This window comes from Phytohabitans maris (genome assembly GCF_031085175.1).
GTDB lineage: Bacteria > Actinomycetota > Actinomycetes > Mycobacteriales > Micromonosporaceae > Phytohabitans > Phytohabitans maris.
Map to the genome: position 1 here is coordinate 118321 of NZ_JAVHUY010000026.1, position 14850 is coordinate 133170.

Consider the following 14850-nt stretch of genomic DNA (forward strand, 5'->3'; position numbering starts at 1 on the left):
AGACACGCTGACGCTCGCGCCGGGCGTGTACGTCCTGGAGCTGTACGCCCTCTCCGCCGCCGGCGGGAGCGTCCAGCATCTGGACGACCACACCGTCACGGCGCGCTGACCGGTGAGGATGACAGAATCACTGGTCGTGAAGACCTTCGAGGAGCTGTTCGCCGAGCTGTCCGCCAAGGCGGCCGCCCGTACCCCCGGGTCGGGCACCGTCGCGGCGCTGGAGCGCGGCGTCCACGCCATCGGCAAGAAGGTCGTCGAAGAGGCGGCCGAGGCCTGGATGGCGGCCGAGCACGAGGGGCCCGAGCGGGCGGCGGAGGAGATCTCCCAGCTGCTCTACCAGGCCCAGGTGCTGATGCTCGCCACCGGACTGGAGCTCAAGGACGTGTACCGACATCTGTGACCGTGCCCTCCCTCGTCCCCTTTCTCGTTTTCCGAAGGAGCACGTCCAGATGCTGCGCATCGCCGTCCCCAACAAGGGCACCCTGTCCCGACCCGCCACCGAGATGCTGCGCGAGGCGGGCTACCGCCAGCGCACCGACGACCGCGACCTGGTCTGCCGCGACGAGGGCAACGCGGTCGAGTTCTTCTACCTGCGCCCCCGCGACATCGCCACGTACGTCGGCTCCGGCGACCTCGACCTCGGCATCACCGGCCGCGACCTGCTCGTCGACGCGGGCAGCCCGGCCGAGGAGGTGCTCGACCTCGACTTCGGCGGGGCCACGTTCCGGTACGCCGCCCGCCCCGAGACCCTCTCCTCCGTCGACGAGATCGGCGGCCGGCGGGTCGCCACCGCGTACCCGGGGGTGGTCGAGCGCCACCTGGCCGAGCGCGGCCTCAAGGCCGACGTGATCCGGCTCGACGGCGCGGTGGAGAACGCGGTGCGGCTCGGCGTCGCCGACGTCGTCGCGGACGTGGTCTCCACCGGCGCCACGCTGCGCCAGGCCGGCCTGGTACCGGTCGGCGAGCCGATCCTGGAGTCGTCCGCGCTGCTCGTCCGCCGGGCCGGCGCCCCGGCCAACGGCCAGGTGGGCCAGCTGGTCCGCCGCCTGCAGGGCGTGCTCGTGGCCCGCCGCTACGTCATGCTCGCGTACGACGTGCGCGCCGACCTCCTCGACCAGGCCTCCGCGCTCACCCCCGGCATCGAGTCGCCGACCATCTCCCCGCTGCACCGCGAGGGATGGGTGGCCGTACAGGCGATGGTGCTCCGCGGCGACGTGCACAACATCATGGACGAGCTCTACGACCTGGGCGCCCGCGCGATCCTGGTGACGGACATCCACGCCTGCCGGCTGTGAGCCGACTGGCCCCGCCCGCGGCCGGCACGCTGCCCGCGTGGGCGGCGCTCGCCGTCGCCTCGGTCGGGGGCGTCTCGTCGGCGGTCCAGAGCGTCGTGAACGCCGAGCTCGGCGAGCGGGTCGGCAACGCCTCGTTCGGCGCGGTGGTCAGCACCCTCACCGGCAGCGCGGTGGTCGTCGTCGGGCTGGCGGTCATGCCCTCGATGCGCCGCGGCCTGCGCGCGCTGCCGCACGCGAAGCTGCCCTGGTGGACCTACCTGGGTGGCGCCTGCGGAGCGGCGTTCGTGACCATCGCGACGTACGCGGTGCCGGTCGTCGGCGTGGCCGCGTTCACGATCGCCCAGGTGACCGGCGGCAGCCTCGGCGGGCTCGTGGTCGACCGGGCCGGCCTCGCCCCCGCCGGCCGGCTCCCGCTGACCGCACCGCGCGTGGGCGGCGCGCTGCTCGGCGTCGGCGCGGTGGCCCTGGCCCAGGTGGACCGCCCGATCGGCGACCTGGCCGTGGACATGGTCGCGCTGGGGATACTCGGCGGGGCGGCGGTGGCGTTGCAGGGCGCGTTCAACGGCCGGGTCTCGGCCCGCACCACGAACGCGGCCGGCACCGCCGTCAACTTCGCCAGCGCCACCCCCACCGTGCTGCTGGCCGCCGCCCTGCTCGGCGCCTTCGCCTCCGGCTGGTCCACCCGCCTCCCGACCGAGTGGTACCTCTACGCCGGCGGCCCGCTCAGCGTCGTCATCGTCGTCTGCCTGCTGGTCAGCGTCCGCGCGGTCGGCGTCCTCCGCACCGGCCTCTCGGTGGTCGCCGGGCAGCTCACCGGCGCCCTGCTCCTGGACACCCTGCTCCCCGGCGGCCGCCACGCCACCCCCGCGCTGCTGGCCGGCGCCACCTTGACCGTCGCGGCCGTAGCTTTGGCCAGCGCCCGCCCCCGCTCCGCCCGCCCCTACCGGCCGCGGACCTAGCGACCGCCAGGGTCGCGCCCCATTCCGGACCGCCGCCGGACCCGGGCATGCATGTGCGGAGCTCTCGAGCTGCACGCACGAACGGGGCACCGGCCCGTCCCGGCGCGAGAACCCGCCGCGCGGCGATCGTGGTATTGCGGTGCCCCTGCGAGGGCACCTGGATACCACGATCTCAACGACCGCCCGGTGCCGCGCACCGCGTAACGCCGGTTGCGGGCCATCGATCACCGGCCACGCTCCGAGCCGGCCGCCGCAGGTCGGGTCGGCGGCGGCGCAGCAGGGCGGGCACGGCCCGCAGGTGGCAGTCGTCTAGGGGGTGAGGACCAGGCGGCCGCGGACGCCGCCCTTGGCCAGGAGGGCGTGGGCGGTCGCCGCCTCGGACAGCGGGAGCGTCGCGGCGACCCGCAGGGCGAGGCCGCCCCGCTCGGCGAGGGCGACCAGGGTGGCGAGCCGGTCGCCGTCGGGTTCGACCTCGACGCCGGTGGTGCGGATGCCGCGTTCGGGCGGGGGAGCCAGCGGGCCGGCGCCGGCGACGAACGTGCCGCCGTCGCGGACCGCGCCCAGCACCGGGGCGCCGGCGAAGGCCGGGTCGAAGGCGGCGTCCACCGGGCCGCCGGCCGCCGCCCGCACCGCGGCGGCGACGTTCCGGGCGCGGGGTACGAAGACGGCGCCGATCCCGCGTACGAACTCCTCGTCCTGCGCGCCCGCCACCGCGTAGACGGTCAGTCCACGGTGGACGGCCAGCTGCGCGGCGTAGGCACCGACCGCGCCGGCCGCGCCGGTGACCGCGATGGTGCCGGCGGTCAGGCCGGTCAGGTCGAGCGCCTGGGCGGCGGTGAGCGCGTTGAGCGGCAGCGTGGCGGCTGCGGCCGGCTCGACCCCGGCCGGTGCGGTGGCGGTGTGGGCGGCGTCCAGCAGCGCGTACTCCGCCTGGGTCCCGCCGCCTCCACTGTGGAACCAATGGCGCATCCCCACGACCTCGTCGCCCGGGCGGAACCCGGTGACCCCCTCGCCCACGGCGTCGACGGTGCCGGCGAGGTCCCACCCCGGCACGAACGGCGGCCGCGGCGGCACCCGGTCCGCGAAGGCACCGGCGCCGGTGGCGAGGTCGACCGGCTGTACCGGTGCGGCCCGTACCCGCACCCTTAGCTGGCCCGGGCCGGGCTCGGGGAGGGGCTGGTCGGTGACCCGCAGGACCTCCGGGCCGCCGTACTCGGTGATGGTCACGGCACGCATGGCGTGGCTCCTCTCTCGCCTCTTCGCGGCGTGCTCGTCGTCGCTTGCGGTACGAGGCTCGTCGCGGCTTGCGGCACGAGCGTATGGAGCCTTAGTCTCTGGCGGTAAGTAGGTACCCGAGAGTGCCTAAGTCACCGAGTGGGGGCCACCATGCCGACCGCGACCGCCGCGCAGCGCCGCCAGCGGGCCAGGGAGGCGTACGACGCGTTCATGGCCGAGTGCCCGACCCGCCAGCTGCTGGACACGTTGAGCGACAAGTGGATGGGCCTCGTGCTCGCCTCGCTCGGCGGCGGTCCGAAGCGGCACAGCGAGCTGGCCCGCAAGATCGCCGGCGTCAGCCAGAAGATGCTCACCCAGACGCTGCGCACGCTGGAGCGCGACGGCCTGGTCACGCGCACGGTCACGCCGACGGTGCCGGTCCGCGTCGACTACGCGCTCACCCCGCTCGGCCGCGACCTCGCGCCGGTGATGCTCGCCATCAAGGCCTGGGCCGAGGAGCACATGGACCAGGTGCGGGCCGCCCGCGCGGCGTACGACGCGGGCCGGCCCGAAGACGCCACGAGCCCGGCCCTCCCGTGATGGGGGAGGGCCGGGCTCTTCCTGGGGGTGTGAGTGTGGCTGGTTACGCCTGCTCGATGGCGGGCGCCTCGGTGCCCGAGGTCACGGCGATCCGCCTGGCGGCGGTCCCCGCGTAGGCGCCGGTCACCCGCACGCTCAGCACGCCCGCGTCGTACGAGGCGCTGACCGCGTCGGCGGTCACGTGCTGGGGCAGGGCGAAGGAGCGGCGGAACGTGCCGTACCGCACCTCGCGCAGGCTCCGGCCGTCCTTCTCCTCGGTCCGCTCGTCGCGCCGCTCACCGCGGACGACCAGCTGGCCGCGGTCGACCTCGACCGTGACGTCCTTCTCGGCGTCGAGGCCGGGCAGCTCCACCCGTACCACGGCGTCGTCCCCGTCCCGCGCGATCTCGGCTGCCGGCACGAAGCCGCCGCGCCGGGTCGCGACCGGCCCGAACGCCTGCCGCACCAGCGCGTCAAACTCCGCGAACGGGTCGCGACGGGTCCACAGCGACAAAGTGCTCATCATGTCTCCTCAAGTCCCGCGCCGGCCCCAACCGGCCGGCACACTTTCCATAACTTGAGTCAGGTCGACTCAATTCCCGCCGGCCGCCCTCGGGTCGAGGGCCTCGCCGAGCCTCGGCGTCGCAAGGCCGAACACGCCCTGGACGTGCTGCGCCGTGTCGTCGCGGGACGCACCGCCCCCGTCGGTCGAGGCCGCCTGAGGGCCGGCGCGGGGCGGGTGGCAGACTCGGAAAGCGTGAGCAGCACTGTGGTACGCCTGCGGCCGCAGCGGGCACGGGCCGTGGCCTGGATCCTCGCGGTCGCCATCCTGGTGGTCTTCACGCTGGTCGCCACCGGGCTCAGCGGCTCGACCGGCGACGGCTACGGCACGTTCCAGCGCGGCGACCAGCTGGCCATGTTCGGGCTCGGCGTGCTCTTCGCGCTCGGCATCCTGCTCTTCACCCGCCTGCGCGTCGAGGCGGACGAAAAGGGCATCCGGGTGCGAAACCTCGTGGGCGGGTACGACCTGCCGTGGGACATGGTGCGCTCGATCCGGTTCAACCGCGGCACCCCGTGGGCCACGCTGGAGCTGCGCGACGAGGACCTGCTGCCGATGATGGCGCTGCAGGCCGCCGACAAGGGGTACGCGGTCGACGGCGTCCGCGCCCTGCGCGCCCTCCTCGAAGCGGCCCAGCGAACCGACGAGGCCCAGCGAAGCGACGCGCCCCAGCGAAACGAAGCGGCGTAGCGAGACGACGCGGCCCCAGCGGAACGAGGCGGCGTAGCGAGACGGCCGGGTCCGAGCGCGAGACGGCGCGACCCAGCGAAGCGACGCACCCGAGTGAGGCGGCGGCACGGCCGGGCGAGACGGCGGGCCAGCCCAAGAAAGGCGAGAGACGAGGCGGCGCAGCCCCGCTTTCGCGTTCCGGACAACATGCTGGTAACCTTGCTGCGTCGACCAGCTGTCACCGCGCGTGCGGTGGCAGCCACGAAGCGGAGCGCCTGCTCCCACCCGAGTCGCACCCACGGGGGCGGCCGGGTCCGGTCAGCCGGCTCGGGGAATTCTCCGGGTCCGGCGGCGCGTTGTGATGTGACGCGCCCGACCGGTCGAGCGGGCCCTGGCATCTTCGCCAGGGCCTTCTGCTTTGGGCCGGCACACGCGCCGAGCGGCGGCGCGTGCGCCCGCCGGGCAGCCCGAGGGCGGAGACGTCACCGGGCCGGCCGAGCCGGCACACGCGGCCACCAGCACTCCCGCCCGGCGCGCGCGCCGTCCGAGGTCGGCGCCCCGCGCGGGCGCGGCCCTGACCAAGCCAGCGCGGGACAGGTAAGCCCGCGTGGCGCGAGCACCGAGCCGGCGCGGAACGAGCAAGGCCTGAGCCGGCGCGAGCATCAAGCCGGCGCGGGACGAGCCAAGCCCGAGCCGACCGGCGTGCGCCGGAAGGCGAAGGCAGGCCCCGAGGCCACCCGGCCGAGGGGAGCCCGACGCCGCGGAGGCGAAGGGCGGCGGCAACACGACGTCCGGCGCAAACCGCGACCGGGCGAGGATCGTAAACGAGGAGGCCCCATCAGCGCCGAACCACGCGTGAACGAGCAGATCCGGGCACGTGAGGTCCGACTGGTCGGCCCTGACGGTGAGCAGGTGGGCATTGTCCCGCTGGAGCGCGCCCTTCAGCTGGCCACGGACGTCGACCTGGACCTGGTCGAGGTTGCACCGATGGCGCGCCCGCCGGTGTGCAGGCTCATGGACTTCGGAAAGTTCAAATACGAGAGCGCACTGAAGGCGCGCGAAGCGCGGCGTAACCAGCAGCAGACCGTCATCAAGGAGATGAAGCTCCGGCCGAAGATCGATCCCCACGACTACGAGACCAAGAAGGGTCACGTCGTGCGGTTCCTCAAGGCGGGCGACAAGGTCAAGGTGACGATCATGTTCCGGGGTCGCGAGCAGAGCCGACCGGAGCTGGGCTACCGGCTCCTGCGGCGGCTCGAGTCCGAGATCTCGGACCTGGGATACGTGGAGGCCGCTCCCAAGCAGGACGGCCGCAACATGATCATGGTTCTGGCTCCGCACCGGGCCACCAAGGCCGCAGCCACGGCGGCTGCCACGGCGGCCAAGGGACCGGGGCGCGAGCGCGATTCGGGTGCCGAGGCACCACCGGCTGACAACGCCGGGCCCGCCGGACCGCCCGGCGAGTAGCAGGGGAGAGACGTTCCACATGCCGAAGATGAAGAGCCACTCGGGGACGGGCAAGCGGGTCAAGGTGACCGGCCGCGGCAAGCTGCTGAAGCAGCAGGCCGGACTGCGCCACAACTTCGAGGGCAAGCCCTCCACCCGCACCCGCCGGCTGTCCGGCACCGTCCTGGTGGCCAAGGCTGACGTCAAGCGAGTCAAGAAGCTGCTGGGCCGCTGACGCGCGCCACTTGACCAGAGAGAAGGAGTTGAGATGGCACGCGTCAAGCGGGCTGTGAACGCCCAGAAGAAGCGCCGCACGTTGCTGGAGGAAGCCAGCGGATACCGTGGCCAGCGCTCCCGGCTGTACCGCAAGGCCAAGGAGCAGGTGCTGCACTCGATGCAGTACGCGTACCGGGACCGTCGTGACCGCAAGGGCGACTTCCGGCAGCTGTGGATCACCCGGATCAACGCGGGGGCCCGCGCCAACGGCCTCACGTACAACCGGCTGATCCAGGGCCTGCGCCTCGCCGGCGTAGAGGTCGACCGCAAGATCCTGGCCGACCTCGCGGTCAACGACGCGCCGGCCTTCGCCGCGCTCGTCGAGGTCGCCCGCGCGGCGGTCGCCGCGGAAGGCACCGGCGGCGCCAAAGCCGCGTGACCCAGCGACACCCACGACCCGGGGAAGGTCCGTACACCGTGCGGACACCCCGGGTCGTCGCTGCCCGGCGCCTCCAGCGCCGACGCGAGCGCGACGCCGCCGGGCTTTTCCTGGCCGAGGGGCCACAAGCGGTCCGCGAGGCGGTCGCCGCCGCGGTGGTCCAGGAGATATTTGGTACGCGTGACGGGCTGACCCGGTTCGCGGACCTCATGGGGAGCGCGCGCGGCGGCGGCGCCCGGATCTCCGAGGTCACCGAGGAGGCGCTGGCCGCGCTCGCCGAGACCGTCCAGCCGCAAGGGCTCGTGGCGGTGTGCGCGCAGCAACCCGTACCCCTGGAAAAGGCCCTGGCGCACGGGCCGCGACTGGCCGCGGTGCTCGCGGAGATCCGGGATCCGGGCAATGCCGGCACGGTCCTGCGCACCGCCGACGCCGCCGGCGCGGGCGCGGTGGTCTTCGCCGGCGACGCGGTCGACCCCTACAACGGCAAGTGCGTGCGCGCCTCCGCCGGCAGCCTCTTCCACGTCGACGTGGTGCGCTCGCCGGATCCGGCGGCGGCGGTCTCCGTCCTCAAAGGGCACGGCCTGACCGTCCTCGCCGCCACCGGCTACGGCGACACCGACCTCGACGCGCTCGCCGACTCCGGCCGCCTCGCCACCCCCACCGCCTGGCTGTTCGGCTCCGAGGCACACGGCCTACCAGGCGATTTGCTCGAGCTCGCGGACGCCCGGGTGCGGGTCCCGATCTACGGCGGCGCGGAGAGCCTCAACCTCGCGGCCGCCGCGGCGGTATGCCTGTACGCCTCGGCGAGAGCGCTCGAGGCTGTTCCGTAGACTCTGATGGCTGTGACGTACCGCAACGATCCGTACGACCCGAAGCAGGTCGCGCTCCTCGACCCGGAGGCGCTGGGCGAGGCCGTCGCGAGGGCGGAGGAGGCGTTCGCCGCGGCCGGCGACCCCGACGCGCTGGCCGGGCTCAAGCACCTGCACCTCGGTGACCGGTCGCCGGTCTCGCTGGCCCGCCGGGAGATCGGCGCGCTGCCGCCGGCCGCCAAGGCCGACGCCGGCAAGCGGGTCAACCAGGCCCGCGCCGCGATCCAGGCGGCGTTCGACGCGCGGGCGGAGGAGCTGGAGCGGCTCCAGGCCGAGCGGATCCTCGCCGAGGAGCGGGTCGACGTCACGCTCCCCTGGGACCGCCGCCCGCGCGGCGCCCGCCACCCGCTGACCACGCTGATGGAGCGGATCGGCGACCTCTTCGTCGGCATGGGGTACGAGATCGCCGAGGGCCCCGAGCTGGAGCTCGAGTGGGCGAACTTCGACGCGCTCAACATCCCGCCGGACCACCCGGCGCGCGGGCTGATGGACACGTTCCACGTGCGGACGCCCGGTCTCGTGCTGCGCACCCACACCTCGCCGGTACAGGCCCGCACGATGCTCACCCGCCAGCCGCCGATCTACGTGGTGGTGCCCGGCCGGGTGTACCGGACGGACGAGCTGGACGCCACCCACACGCCGGTCTTCCACCAGGTCGAGGGGCTCGTGGTCGACGAGGGCATCACGATGGCCCACCTGCGCGGCACGCTCGACCACTTCGCCCGCGCCATGTTCGGGGCCGAGGCGAAGACCCGGTGGCGGCCGCACTACTTCCCGTTCACCGAGCCGTCGGCCGAGTTCGACGTCTGGTTCCCGCAGCACCGCGACGGTCCACAGTGGGTGGAGTGGGGCGGCTGCGGCATGGTCAACCCGCGCGTGCTGCGCGCCTGCGGCATCGACCCGGACCGGTACTCCGGCTTCGCGTTCGGGATGGGCGTCGAGCGGACGCTGATGTTCCGGCACGGGGTGAGCGACATGCGCGACATGGTCGAGGGCGACGTGCGGTTCACCCGCGCGTTCGGCATGGCGGTCTAGGGGGCCACGGTGCGGATTCCACTTTCCTGGCTGCGCGAGTACGTCGACCTGCCGCCCGGCGCCGACGTCGCGGAGGCGCTCGTCGGCCTCGGCATCGAGGTGGACGCGGTCGTCGACCAGGCCGCCACGGTCACCGGCGACCTGGTCGTCGGGCGGGTCGCCGAGATCGAGGAGCTGACCGGCTTCAAGAAGCCGATCCGCTTCTGCCTGGTGGACGTCGGGCGGGAGCGGCCGCAGGAGATCGTCTGCGGGGCCAGCAACTTCGCCCCCGGTGACCTGGTCGCGGTGATCCTGCCCGGTGGCGTGCTCCCCGGCGGATTCGAGATCGGCGCCCGCAAGACGTACGGGCGGATGTCGGCCGGCATGATCGTCTCCGCTCGGGAGATCGGCGTCAGCGACGAGCACGCCGGCATCATCGTGCTCCCGCCGTCGTCCGGCGCGCGCCCCGGCGAAGACGCCCGGCCGTACGTGGGGCTCGACGACGTCGTCTTCGAGCTGGAGATCACCCCCGACCGCGGGTACGCGATGTCGGTGCGCGGGATCGCCCGGGAGCTGTCGCACGCGTTCGCCGTCCCGTTCCGCGACCCGGGGCTCGCGCCGGCGCCGGGCGCGACCGCCGAGCCGGCGTACCCGGTGGTCGTGGAAGACCCGGTGGGCTGCGACCGCTTCGCGGCGCGGGCCGTGCGTGGCGTCGACCCGGCCGCGCCCGCGCCGGAGTTCATCCGGCGGCGGCTGACCACCGCGGGCATCCGCACGCTCGGCCTCGCCGTCGACATCACCAACTACCTGATGCTGGAGCTGGGCCAGCCGATGCACGCCTTCGACCTGGCGCGCGTGCGGGGGCCGCTGGTGGTGCGCCGGGCCACGCCGGGGGAGAAGCTGACCACACTGGACGGTGTCGCCCGCGTGCTCGACGCGGAAGACATGGTGATCTGCGACGAGACCGGACCCATCTCGCTCGCCGCGGTCATGGGTGGGGAGAGCAGCGAGGTGCGACCGGACACAGTGGACGTGCTCTTCGAGGCGGCGCACTGGGACCCGGTCATGGTCAGCCGCACCGCCCGCCGGCACAAGCTCTTCAGCGAGGCGGCCAAGCGGTGGGAGCGGGGCGTCGACCCCGCCGTCGCGCTGGTCGCCCTCGACCGGGCGGTCGCGCTCCTCGTCGAGTACGGCGGCGGCGCGACCGACGGCACGGTGCTCGACATCGACCACGTGGTGCCGCCCCGCCCGCTGACGATCGACGCCGCGCTGCCCGGCCGGCGGGCCGGCGTGCCGTACACGGCCGCCCGCGTGGTGGAGACGCTGACCGCGGTCGGCTGCCAGGTGTCCACGTCGGACAGTGAGCTCGTCGTCACCCCACCCACCTGGCGGCCCGACCTCACCGACCCGGCCGACCTGGTCGAGGAGGTGATCCGGCTCGACGGGTACGACAAGGTGCCGAGCGTCCTGCCGGTCGCCCCGCCCGGCAACGGCCTCACCGCGGCACAGCGCCGCCGCCGCGCGGTGGCCACCGCCCTGGCCGAGAACGGCTACGTCGAAGTGCTGTCGTACCCGTTCGTGGGTGCCTCGGCCGTGGACGGGCCGGCGGTACGGCTGGCCAACCCGCTCTCCGACGAGGAGCCGTTGCTGCGCACCTCGCTGCTCCCGCCGCTGCTCGGCACGCTCAAGCGCAACATCGGCCGGGGCCACCGCGACACCGCCCTGTACGAGATGGGCACCGTCTTCCTGCCCCGCCCCGGCGCCGGCAGCCCGCCGGAGATGGGCGTCGAGCGGCGCCCGAGCGACGAGGAGTTCGCCGCCGCCGACGCGACCGTCCCGCACCAGCCGTGGCACGCCGCGGCCGTGCTGGCCGGCGAGGTCGAGCCGGCCGGCTGGTGGGGAGCCGGGCGCGCGGCCGGCTGGGCCGACGCGATCGAGGCCGCCCGGATCACCGTCGCCGCCGCCGGCATCCCCGCCGACCGGGTGACGGTCGAGGCCGCCGAACGGGCCCCGTGGCACCCGGGCCGCTGCGCCGCGATCGCCGTCGACGGGGTCACCGTCGGGCACGCCGGCGAGCTGCACCCGTCCGTGCTCGCCGCGCTGGAGCTGCCCCGGCGTACCAGCGCGATGGAGCTCGACCTCGACGCGCTGCCCGAGGCCGGCGTCGCGCCGGCGCCACGGGTCTCCGGGTTCCCGCCCGCGCTGATCGACGTGGCGCTGGTCGTGGACGGATCCGTGCCCGCCGCCGACGTGCAGGCCGCGCTGGTGGCCGGCGCCGGCGACCTCCTGGAATCGGTGCGCCTCTTCGACGTCTACACCTCCGCCCAGCAGCTGGGGGAGGGGCGCAAGTCGCTCGCCTACAAGCTGACGTTCCGGGCACCCGACCGGACACTCACCGTCGAGGAGGCGGTCGCGGCACGTGACGCGGCGGTGGCCGAGGCAGCTACGCGGTTCGGCGCCGTCCTGCGCGGCGCGTAGGTTGCCCCCGTATGGCACCCCGGGCTCCGTCCGATACCCGCCAGGCCGTATCTTTCGTTGGTCCTTGGCCACAGAATTTCTGACGAGACGTCGAACGGGGTTGAGATGACGGAGGCTTTCACCACCGACGTGTGCATTGTCGGTGGGTGCGGGCGGGTGGGCCTGCCCCTGGGCATCGCGCTTGCGTCGCGGGGCCTGACGGTGACGCTGTACGACATCAACGCCGCCGCCGTGGCGACGGTCAACTCGGGCACGCTCCCCTTCGACGAGGAGGGCGCCGCTCCGGTGCTCGCCGAGGTCGTCGCGGCCGGGCGGCTGCGCGCCTCGACCGAGCCGGCGACGGTCGGTACGGCGGAAAACCTCGTGGTCGTGGTCGGCACCCCGGTCGACGAGCACCTCAACCCCGACCTCGGCGCGGTGCCGCGGGCCCTCGAGCGCTGCGCCGAGCACCTGCGCCCCGGCCAGCTCGTCGTGCTCCGCTCGACCGTCTACCCCGGTGTGACCGCGCTGACCGAAAAGCTGCTCGCCGGCATGGGCATCGCGGTCGACGTGGCCTTCTGCCCGGAGCGGATCGCCGAGGGCAAGGCGATGACCGAGCTCTTCGCGCTCCCGCAGATCGTCTCCGCCCGCACTCCGCAGGCACTGGCCCGGGCGGAAAAGCTCTTCCGCCACCTCACGGACCAGATCGTGCCGTTGGAGCCGGAGGAGGCGGAGCTGGCGAAGCTGTTTACGAATACGTGGCGGTATATCAAGTTCGCGACGGCTAACCAGTTTTGGATGATGGCGAACGATTTCGGGTTGGATTTCGCGCGGATCCGGCATGCGATCACGTTTGATTATCCGCGGGCGGCGGATCTGCCGATGCCGGGGTTTGCGGCGGGGCCGTGTTTGTTCAAGGACACGATGCAGTTGGCGGCGTTCAACCGGAACAACTTCGTGTTGGGTCACTCGGCGATGTTGATCAATGAGGGTTTGCCGTTGTATCTGGTGTCCCGTCTGGAGGACAGTTTTGACCTGTCGTCGATGACGGTGGGGATTTTGGGGATGGCGTTCAAGGGTGGTAGTGACGACCCGCGGGAGTCGTTGGCGTACAAGTTGCGCAAGATCTTGTCGTTGAAGGCGCGGGAGACGCTCTGCACGGATCCGCATATCAGGGACGAGCGGTTTCTGCCGTTGGGCGAGGTGTTGTCGAGGGCGGATCTGTTGGTGATCGCGTGCCCGCATCAGGAGTACGCGAAGCTGGAGACGGCGACGCCGGTGGTGGACATGTGGGGACTGACCGGGCAGGGCGTGAGAGTATGACGATCACTCCCCGGGTGTCGGTGGTCATCCCGGTCTACAACGAAGGGGAGTCGATCGTCCGCTGCCTCGACCGGATCCTCCGCGAGGTGCTGCTCCCGGCCGAGGTGCTCGTCGTGCACGACATGCCCGAAGACACCACCGTGCCGTATGCGCGGGAGGTCGCCCGCACCGACCCGCGGGTCCGCACCGTCCTCAACACGTACGGGCGGGGCCCGGCAAACGCGATCCGCTTCGGCATCGACTCGGCCACCGCGCCGGTCGCGGTGGTCACCATGGCCGACGGCTCCGACGACCCCCGCCAGATCGACGACCTCGCCCGGCTCGTCGACCGGGGCGTGGTCGTGGCGGCCGCCTCCCGGTACATGCCGGGCGGGCAGCAGGTCGGCGGCCCCCGGTTCAAGCGGATGATGTCGCGCTGGGCGGGGCGCACCCTGCACTGGTTCGCCCGGGTCGGCACGCGGGACGCGACGAACAGCTTCAAGGCGTACGACACCGGGTTCGTGCGTACGGTGGGGATCGAGTCGCGCACCGGTTTCGAGATCGGGCTGGAGCTGACCGCCAAGGCAAACCGGATGCGGCTGCCGGTCGCGGAGATCCCGACCATCTGGCTCGACCGCCAGCTCGGCGAGTCCCGCTTCGACCTCGGGCGGTTCATGCCCTCGTACCTCAAGTGGTACTTCTTCGCGTACGGCCGGCGGCTGACGGCCGAGCAGATCGCGGCGCGCCGCGGCCCGGTGATACCGGCCCCGGCCGACCCAACCCTGGAAAAGGAGAACAGCGCTAGTGGCTAAGGTCTTGGTTACCGGTTCGGCCGGGTTCATCGGCGGTTATGTGGTCGAGGAGCTGCTCGGGCGTGGCCACGAGGTGGTCGGGTTGGACAACTACTCGAAGTACGGGCCGGTCACGCACAGCTACGATGATCATCCTGGGTATCGGTTTGTGGAGGGTGATGCCCGGGACACCGCTCTGGTCACCGAGCTGGCCGCGGATTGTGATCATTTCATCGCGGGGGCGGCGATGATCGGTGGGATCTCCTATTTCCACGCCTACGCCTACGACCTGCTCGCGACGAACGAGCGGATCATGGCGGCGTCGTGTGACGCGGCGATCGCGGCGCACCGCGACGGCCGGCTGCGGAAGGTGACCTATATGTCGTCGTCGATGGTGTTCGAGTCGACCGAGCGTTGGCCGTCCAGGGAGGGTGATGAGCGTCGGGTCCCGCCGCCGTTGTCGTCGTACGGGTTTCAGAAGTTGGCGGTGGAGTATTACGCGCGGGCGGCGTGGGAGCAGTACCGGTTGCCGTACACGATCGTGCGGCCGTTCAACTGTGTCGGGGTGGGTGAGGGCCGGGCGTTGGGTGAGGCCGAGGTGTTGTCCGGGAATGTGAAGCTGGCCATGTCGCATGTGGTGCCGGACCTGGTGCAGAAGATCGTGAAGGGTCAGGACCCGTTGCACATCCTGGGTGAGGGAAACCAGGTGCGGCATTACACCTACGGTGGTGACCTGGCGGCTGGGATCGTGACCGCGATGGAGCACCCGGCGGCGGTGAACGAGGATTTCAACCTGTCCACCGCGGAGTCGACCACGGTGCTGGAGCTGGCGCAGGTGATCTGGGGCAAGATCAAGGGCCCGGAGGTGCCGTTCCGGTACGTGTCGGATGATCCGTTCGAGTACGACGTGCAAAAGCGGGTCCCGGACGTGACCAAGGCCAAGCAGGTCCTCGGCTTCGAAGCCACGACCAGTCTGGACACCATGCTCGACGAGGTCGTCCCCTGGGTGACCCAAGCCGTACACGACGGCCGGTTGTGAC

16 protein-coding genes are annotated in these 14850 nt (G+C 72.6%); 14 read left to right on the top strand and 2 right to left on the bottom strand.

The window, feature by feature from the left end; genetic code table 11:
• The first annotated feature begins 136 nt into the window (after window positions 1–136).
• The 3 genes from RB614_RS26070 to RB614_RS26080 are packed head-to-tail and all read left to right on the top strand — an operon-like array spanning window position 137 to window position 2254.
• On the top strand, window positions 137–400 hold the full coding sequence (locus RB614_RS26070) for a phosphoribosyl-ATP diphosphatase (protein WP_428983113.1): 264 nt from the start codon (window positions 137–139) through the stop codon (window positions 398–400).
• Between the two features lie 49 nt (window positions 401–449).
• Window positions 450–1295 carry an ATP phosphoribosyltransferase gene (gene hisG, locus RB614_RS26075; protein ID WP_308715263.1) on the top strand — a complete coding sequence of 282 codons (846 nt, stop codon included), beginning with the start codon at window positions 450–452 and terminating at the stop codon, window positions 1293–1295.
• Entirely contained in the window at window positions 1292–2254 is a 963-nt protein-coding gene (locus RB614_RS26080) for a DMT family transporter (protein ID WP_308715264.1), read from the top strand. The genes hisG and RB614_RS26080 overlap by 4 nt, the downstream gene beginning before the upstream one ends.
• Window positions 2255–2563: 309 nt before the next feature.
• Here the strand turns inward: RB614_RS26080 and RB614_RS26085 are convergent, their stop codons facing one another.
• Window positions 2564–3490: an NADP-dependent oxidoreductase gene (locus tag RB614_RS26085; RefSeq protein ID WP_308715265.1), complete on the bottom strand. Its 927-nt coding sequence runs from the start codon at window positions 3488–3490 to the stop codon at window positions 2564–2566.
• Between the two features lie 150 nt (window positions 3491–3640).
• On the opposite strand from RB614_RS26085, the gene RB614_RS26090 reads away from it, so the two are divergent.
• Entirely contained in the window at window positions 3641–4069 is a 429-nt protein-coding gene (locus RB614_RS26090) for a winged helix-turn-helix transcriptional regulator (RefSeq protein WP_308715266.1), read from the top strand.
• Window positions 4070–4112: 43 nt separating this feature from the next.
• Here the strand turns inward: RB614_RS26090 and RB614_RS26095 are convergent, their stop codons facing one another.
• Complete coding sequence (locus tag RB614_RS26095) at window positions 4113–4571, bottom strand: Hsp20/alpha crystallin family protein (RefSeq protein ID WP_308715267.1); 459 nt, start codon at window positions 4569–4571, stop codon at window positions 4113–4115.
• A gap of 234 nt (window positions 4572–4805) precedes the next feature.
• On the opposite strand from RB614_RS26095, the gene RB614_RS26100 reads away from it, so the two are divergent.
• The 10 genes from RB614_RS26100 (at window position 4806) to RB614_RS26145 (ending at window position 14849) form a co-directional block, all read left to right on the top strand.
• On the top strand, window positions 4806–5297 hold the full coding sequence (locus tag RB614_RS26100) for a PH domain-containing protein (protein ID WP_308715268.1): 492 nt from the start codon (window positions 4806–4808) through the stop codon (window positions 5295–5297).
• Between the two features lie 834 nt (window positions 5298–6131).
• A complete protein-coding gene (gene infC, locus RB614_RS26105) occupies window positions 6132–6743 on the top strand; it encodes a translation initiation factor IF-3 (protein WP_308715269.1) in 612 nt (203 codons plus the stop codon).
• Window positions 6744–6762: 19 nt separating this feature from the next.
• The gene (gene rpmI / locus RB614_RS26110; RefSeq protein ID WP_308715270.1) at window positions 6763–6957 is read left to right on the top strand and encodes a 50S ribosomal protein L35; all 195 of its coding nucleotides are present in this window, start codon (window positions 6763–6765) and stop codon (window positions 6955–6957) included.
• A gap of 33 nt (window positions 6958–6990) precedes the next feature.
• Entirely contained in the window at window positions 6991–7377 is a 387-nt protein-coding gene (gene rplT, locus RB614_RS26115) for a 50S ribosomal protein L20 (RefSeq protein ID WP_308715271.1), read from the top strand.
• On the top strand, window positions 7374–8207 hold the full coding sequence (locus tag RB614_RS26120; RefSeq protein WP_308715272.1) for a TrmH family RNA methyltransferase: 834 nt from the start codon (window positions 7374–7376) through the stop codon (window positions 8205–8207). Before rplT ends, RB614_RS26120 begins: the two co-directional genes overlap by 4 nt.
• 12 nt (window positions 8208–8219) lie before the next feature.
• Window positions 8220–9281, top strand: a complete 1062-nt coding sequence (gene pheS / locus RB614_RS26125; protein WP_308715273.1) for a phenylalanine--tRNA ligase subunit alpha — start codon at window positions 8220–8222, stop codon at window positions 9279–9281.
• A gap of 9 nt (window positions 9282–9290) precedes the next feature.
• Window positions 9291–11738, top strand: a complete 2448-nt coding sequence (pheT, locus tag RB614_RS26130; protein ID WP_308715274.1) for a phenylalanine--tRNA ligase subunit beta — start codon at window positions 9291–9293, stop codon at window positions 11736–11738.
• 105 nt (window positions 11739–11843) lie between these two features.
• Complete coding sequence (locus RB614_RS26135) at window positions 11844–13040, top strand: nucleotide sugar dehydrogenase (RefSeq protein ID WP_308715275.1); 1197 nt, start codon at window positions 11844–11846, stop codon at window positions 13038–13040.
• Window positions 13037–13831 carry a glycosyltransferase family 2 protein gene (locus RB614_RS26140; RefSeq protein WP_308715276.1) on the top strand — a complete coding sequence of 265 codons (795 nt, stop codon included), beginning with the start codon at window positions 13037–13039 and terminating at the stop codon, window positions 13829–13831. The genes RB614_RS26135 and RB614_RS26140 overlap by 4 nt, the downstream gene beginning before the upstream one ends.
• Window positions 13824–14849 carry an NAD-dependent epimerase/dehydratase family protein gene (locus RB614_RS26145; RefSeq protein ID WP_308715277.1) on the top strand — a complete coding sequence of 342 codons (1026 nt, stop codon included), beginning with the start codon at window positions 13824–13826 and terminating at the stop codon, window positions 14847–14849. Before RB614_RS26140 ends, RB614_RS26145 begins: the two co-directional genes overlap by 8 nt.
• Window position 14850 lies beyond the last annotated feature (1 nt).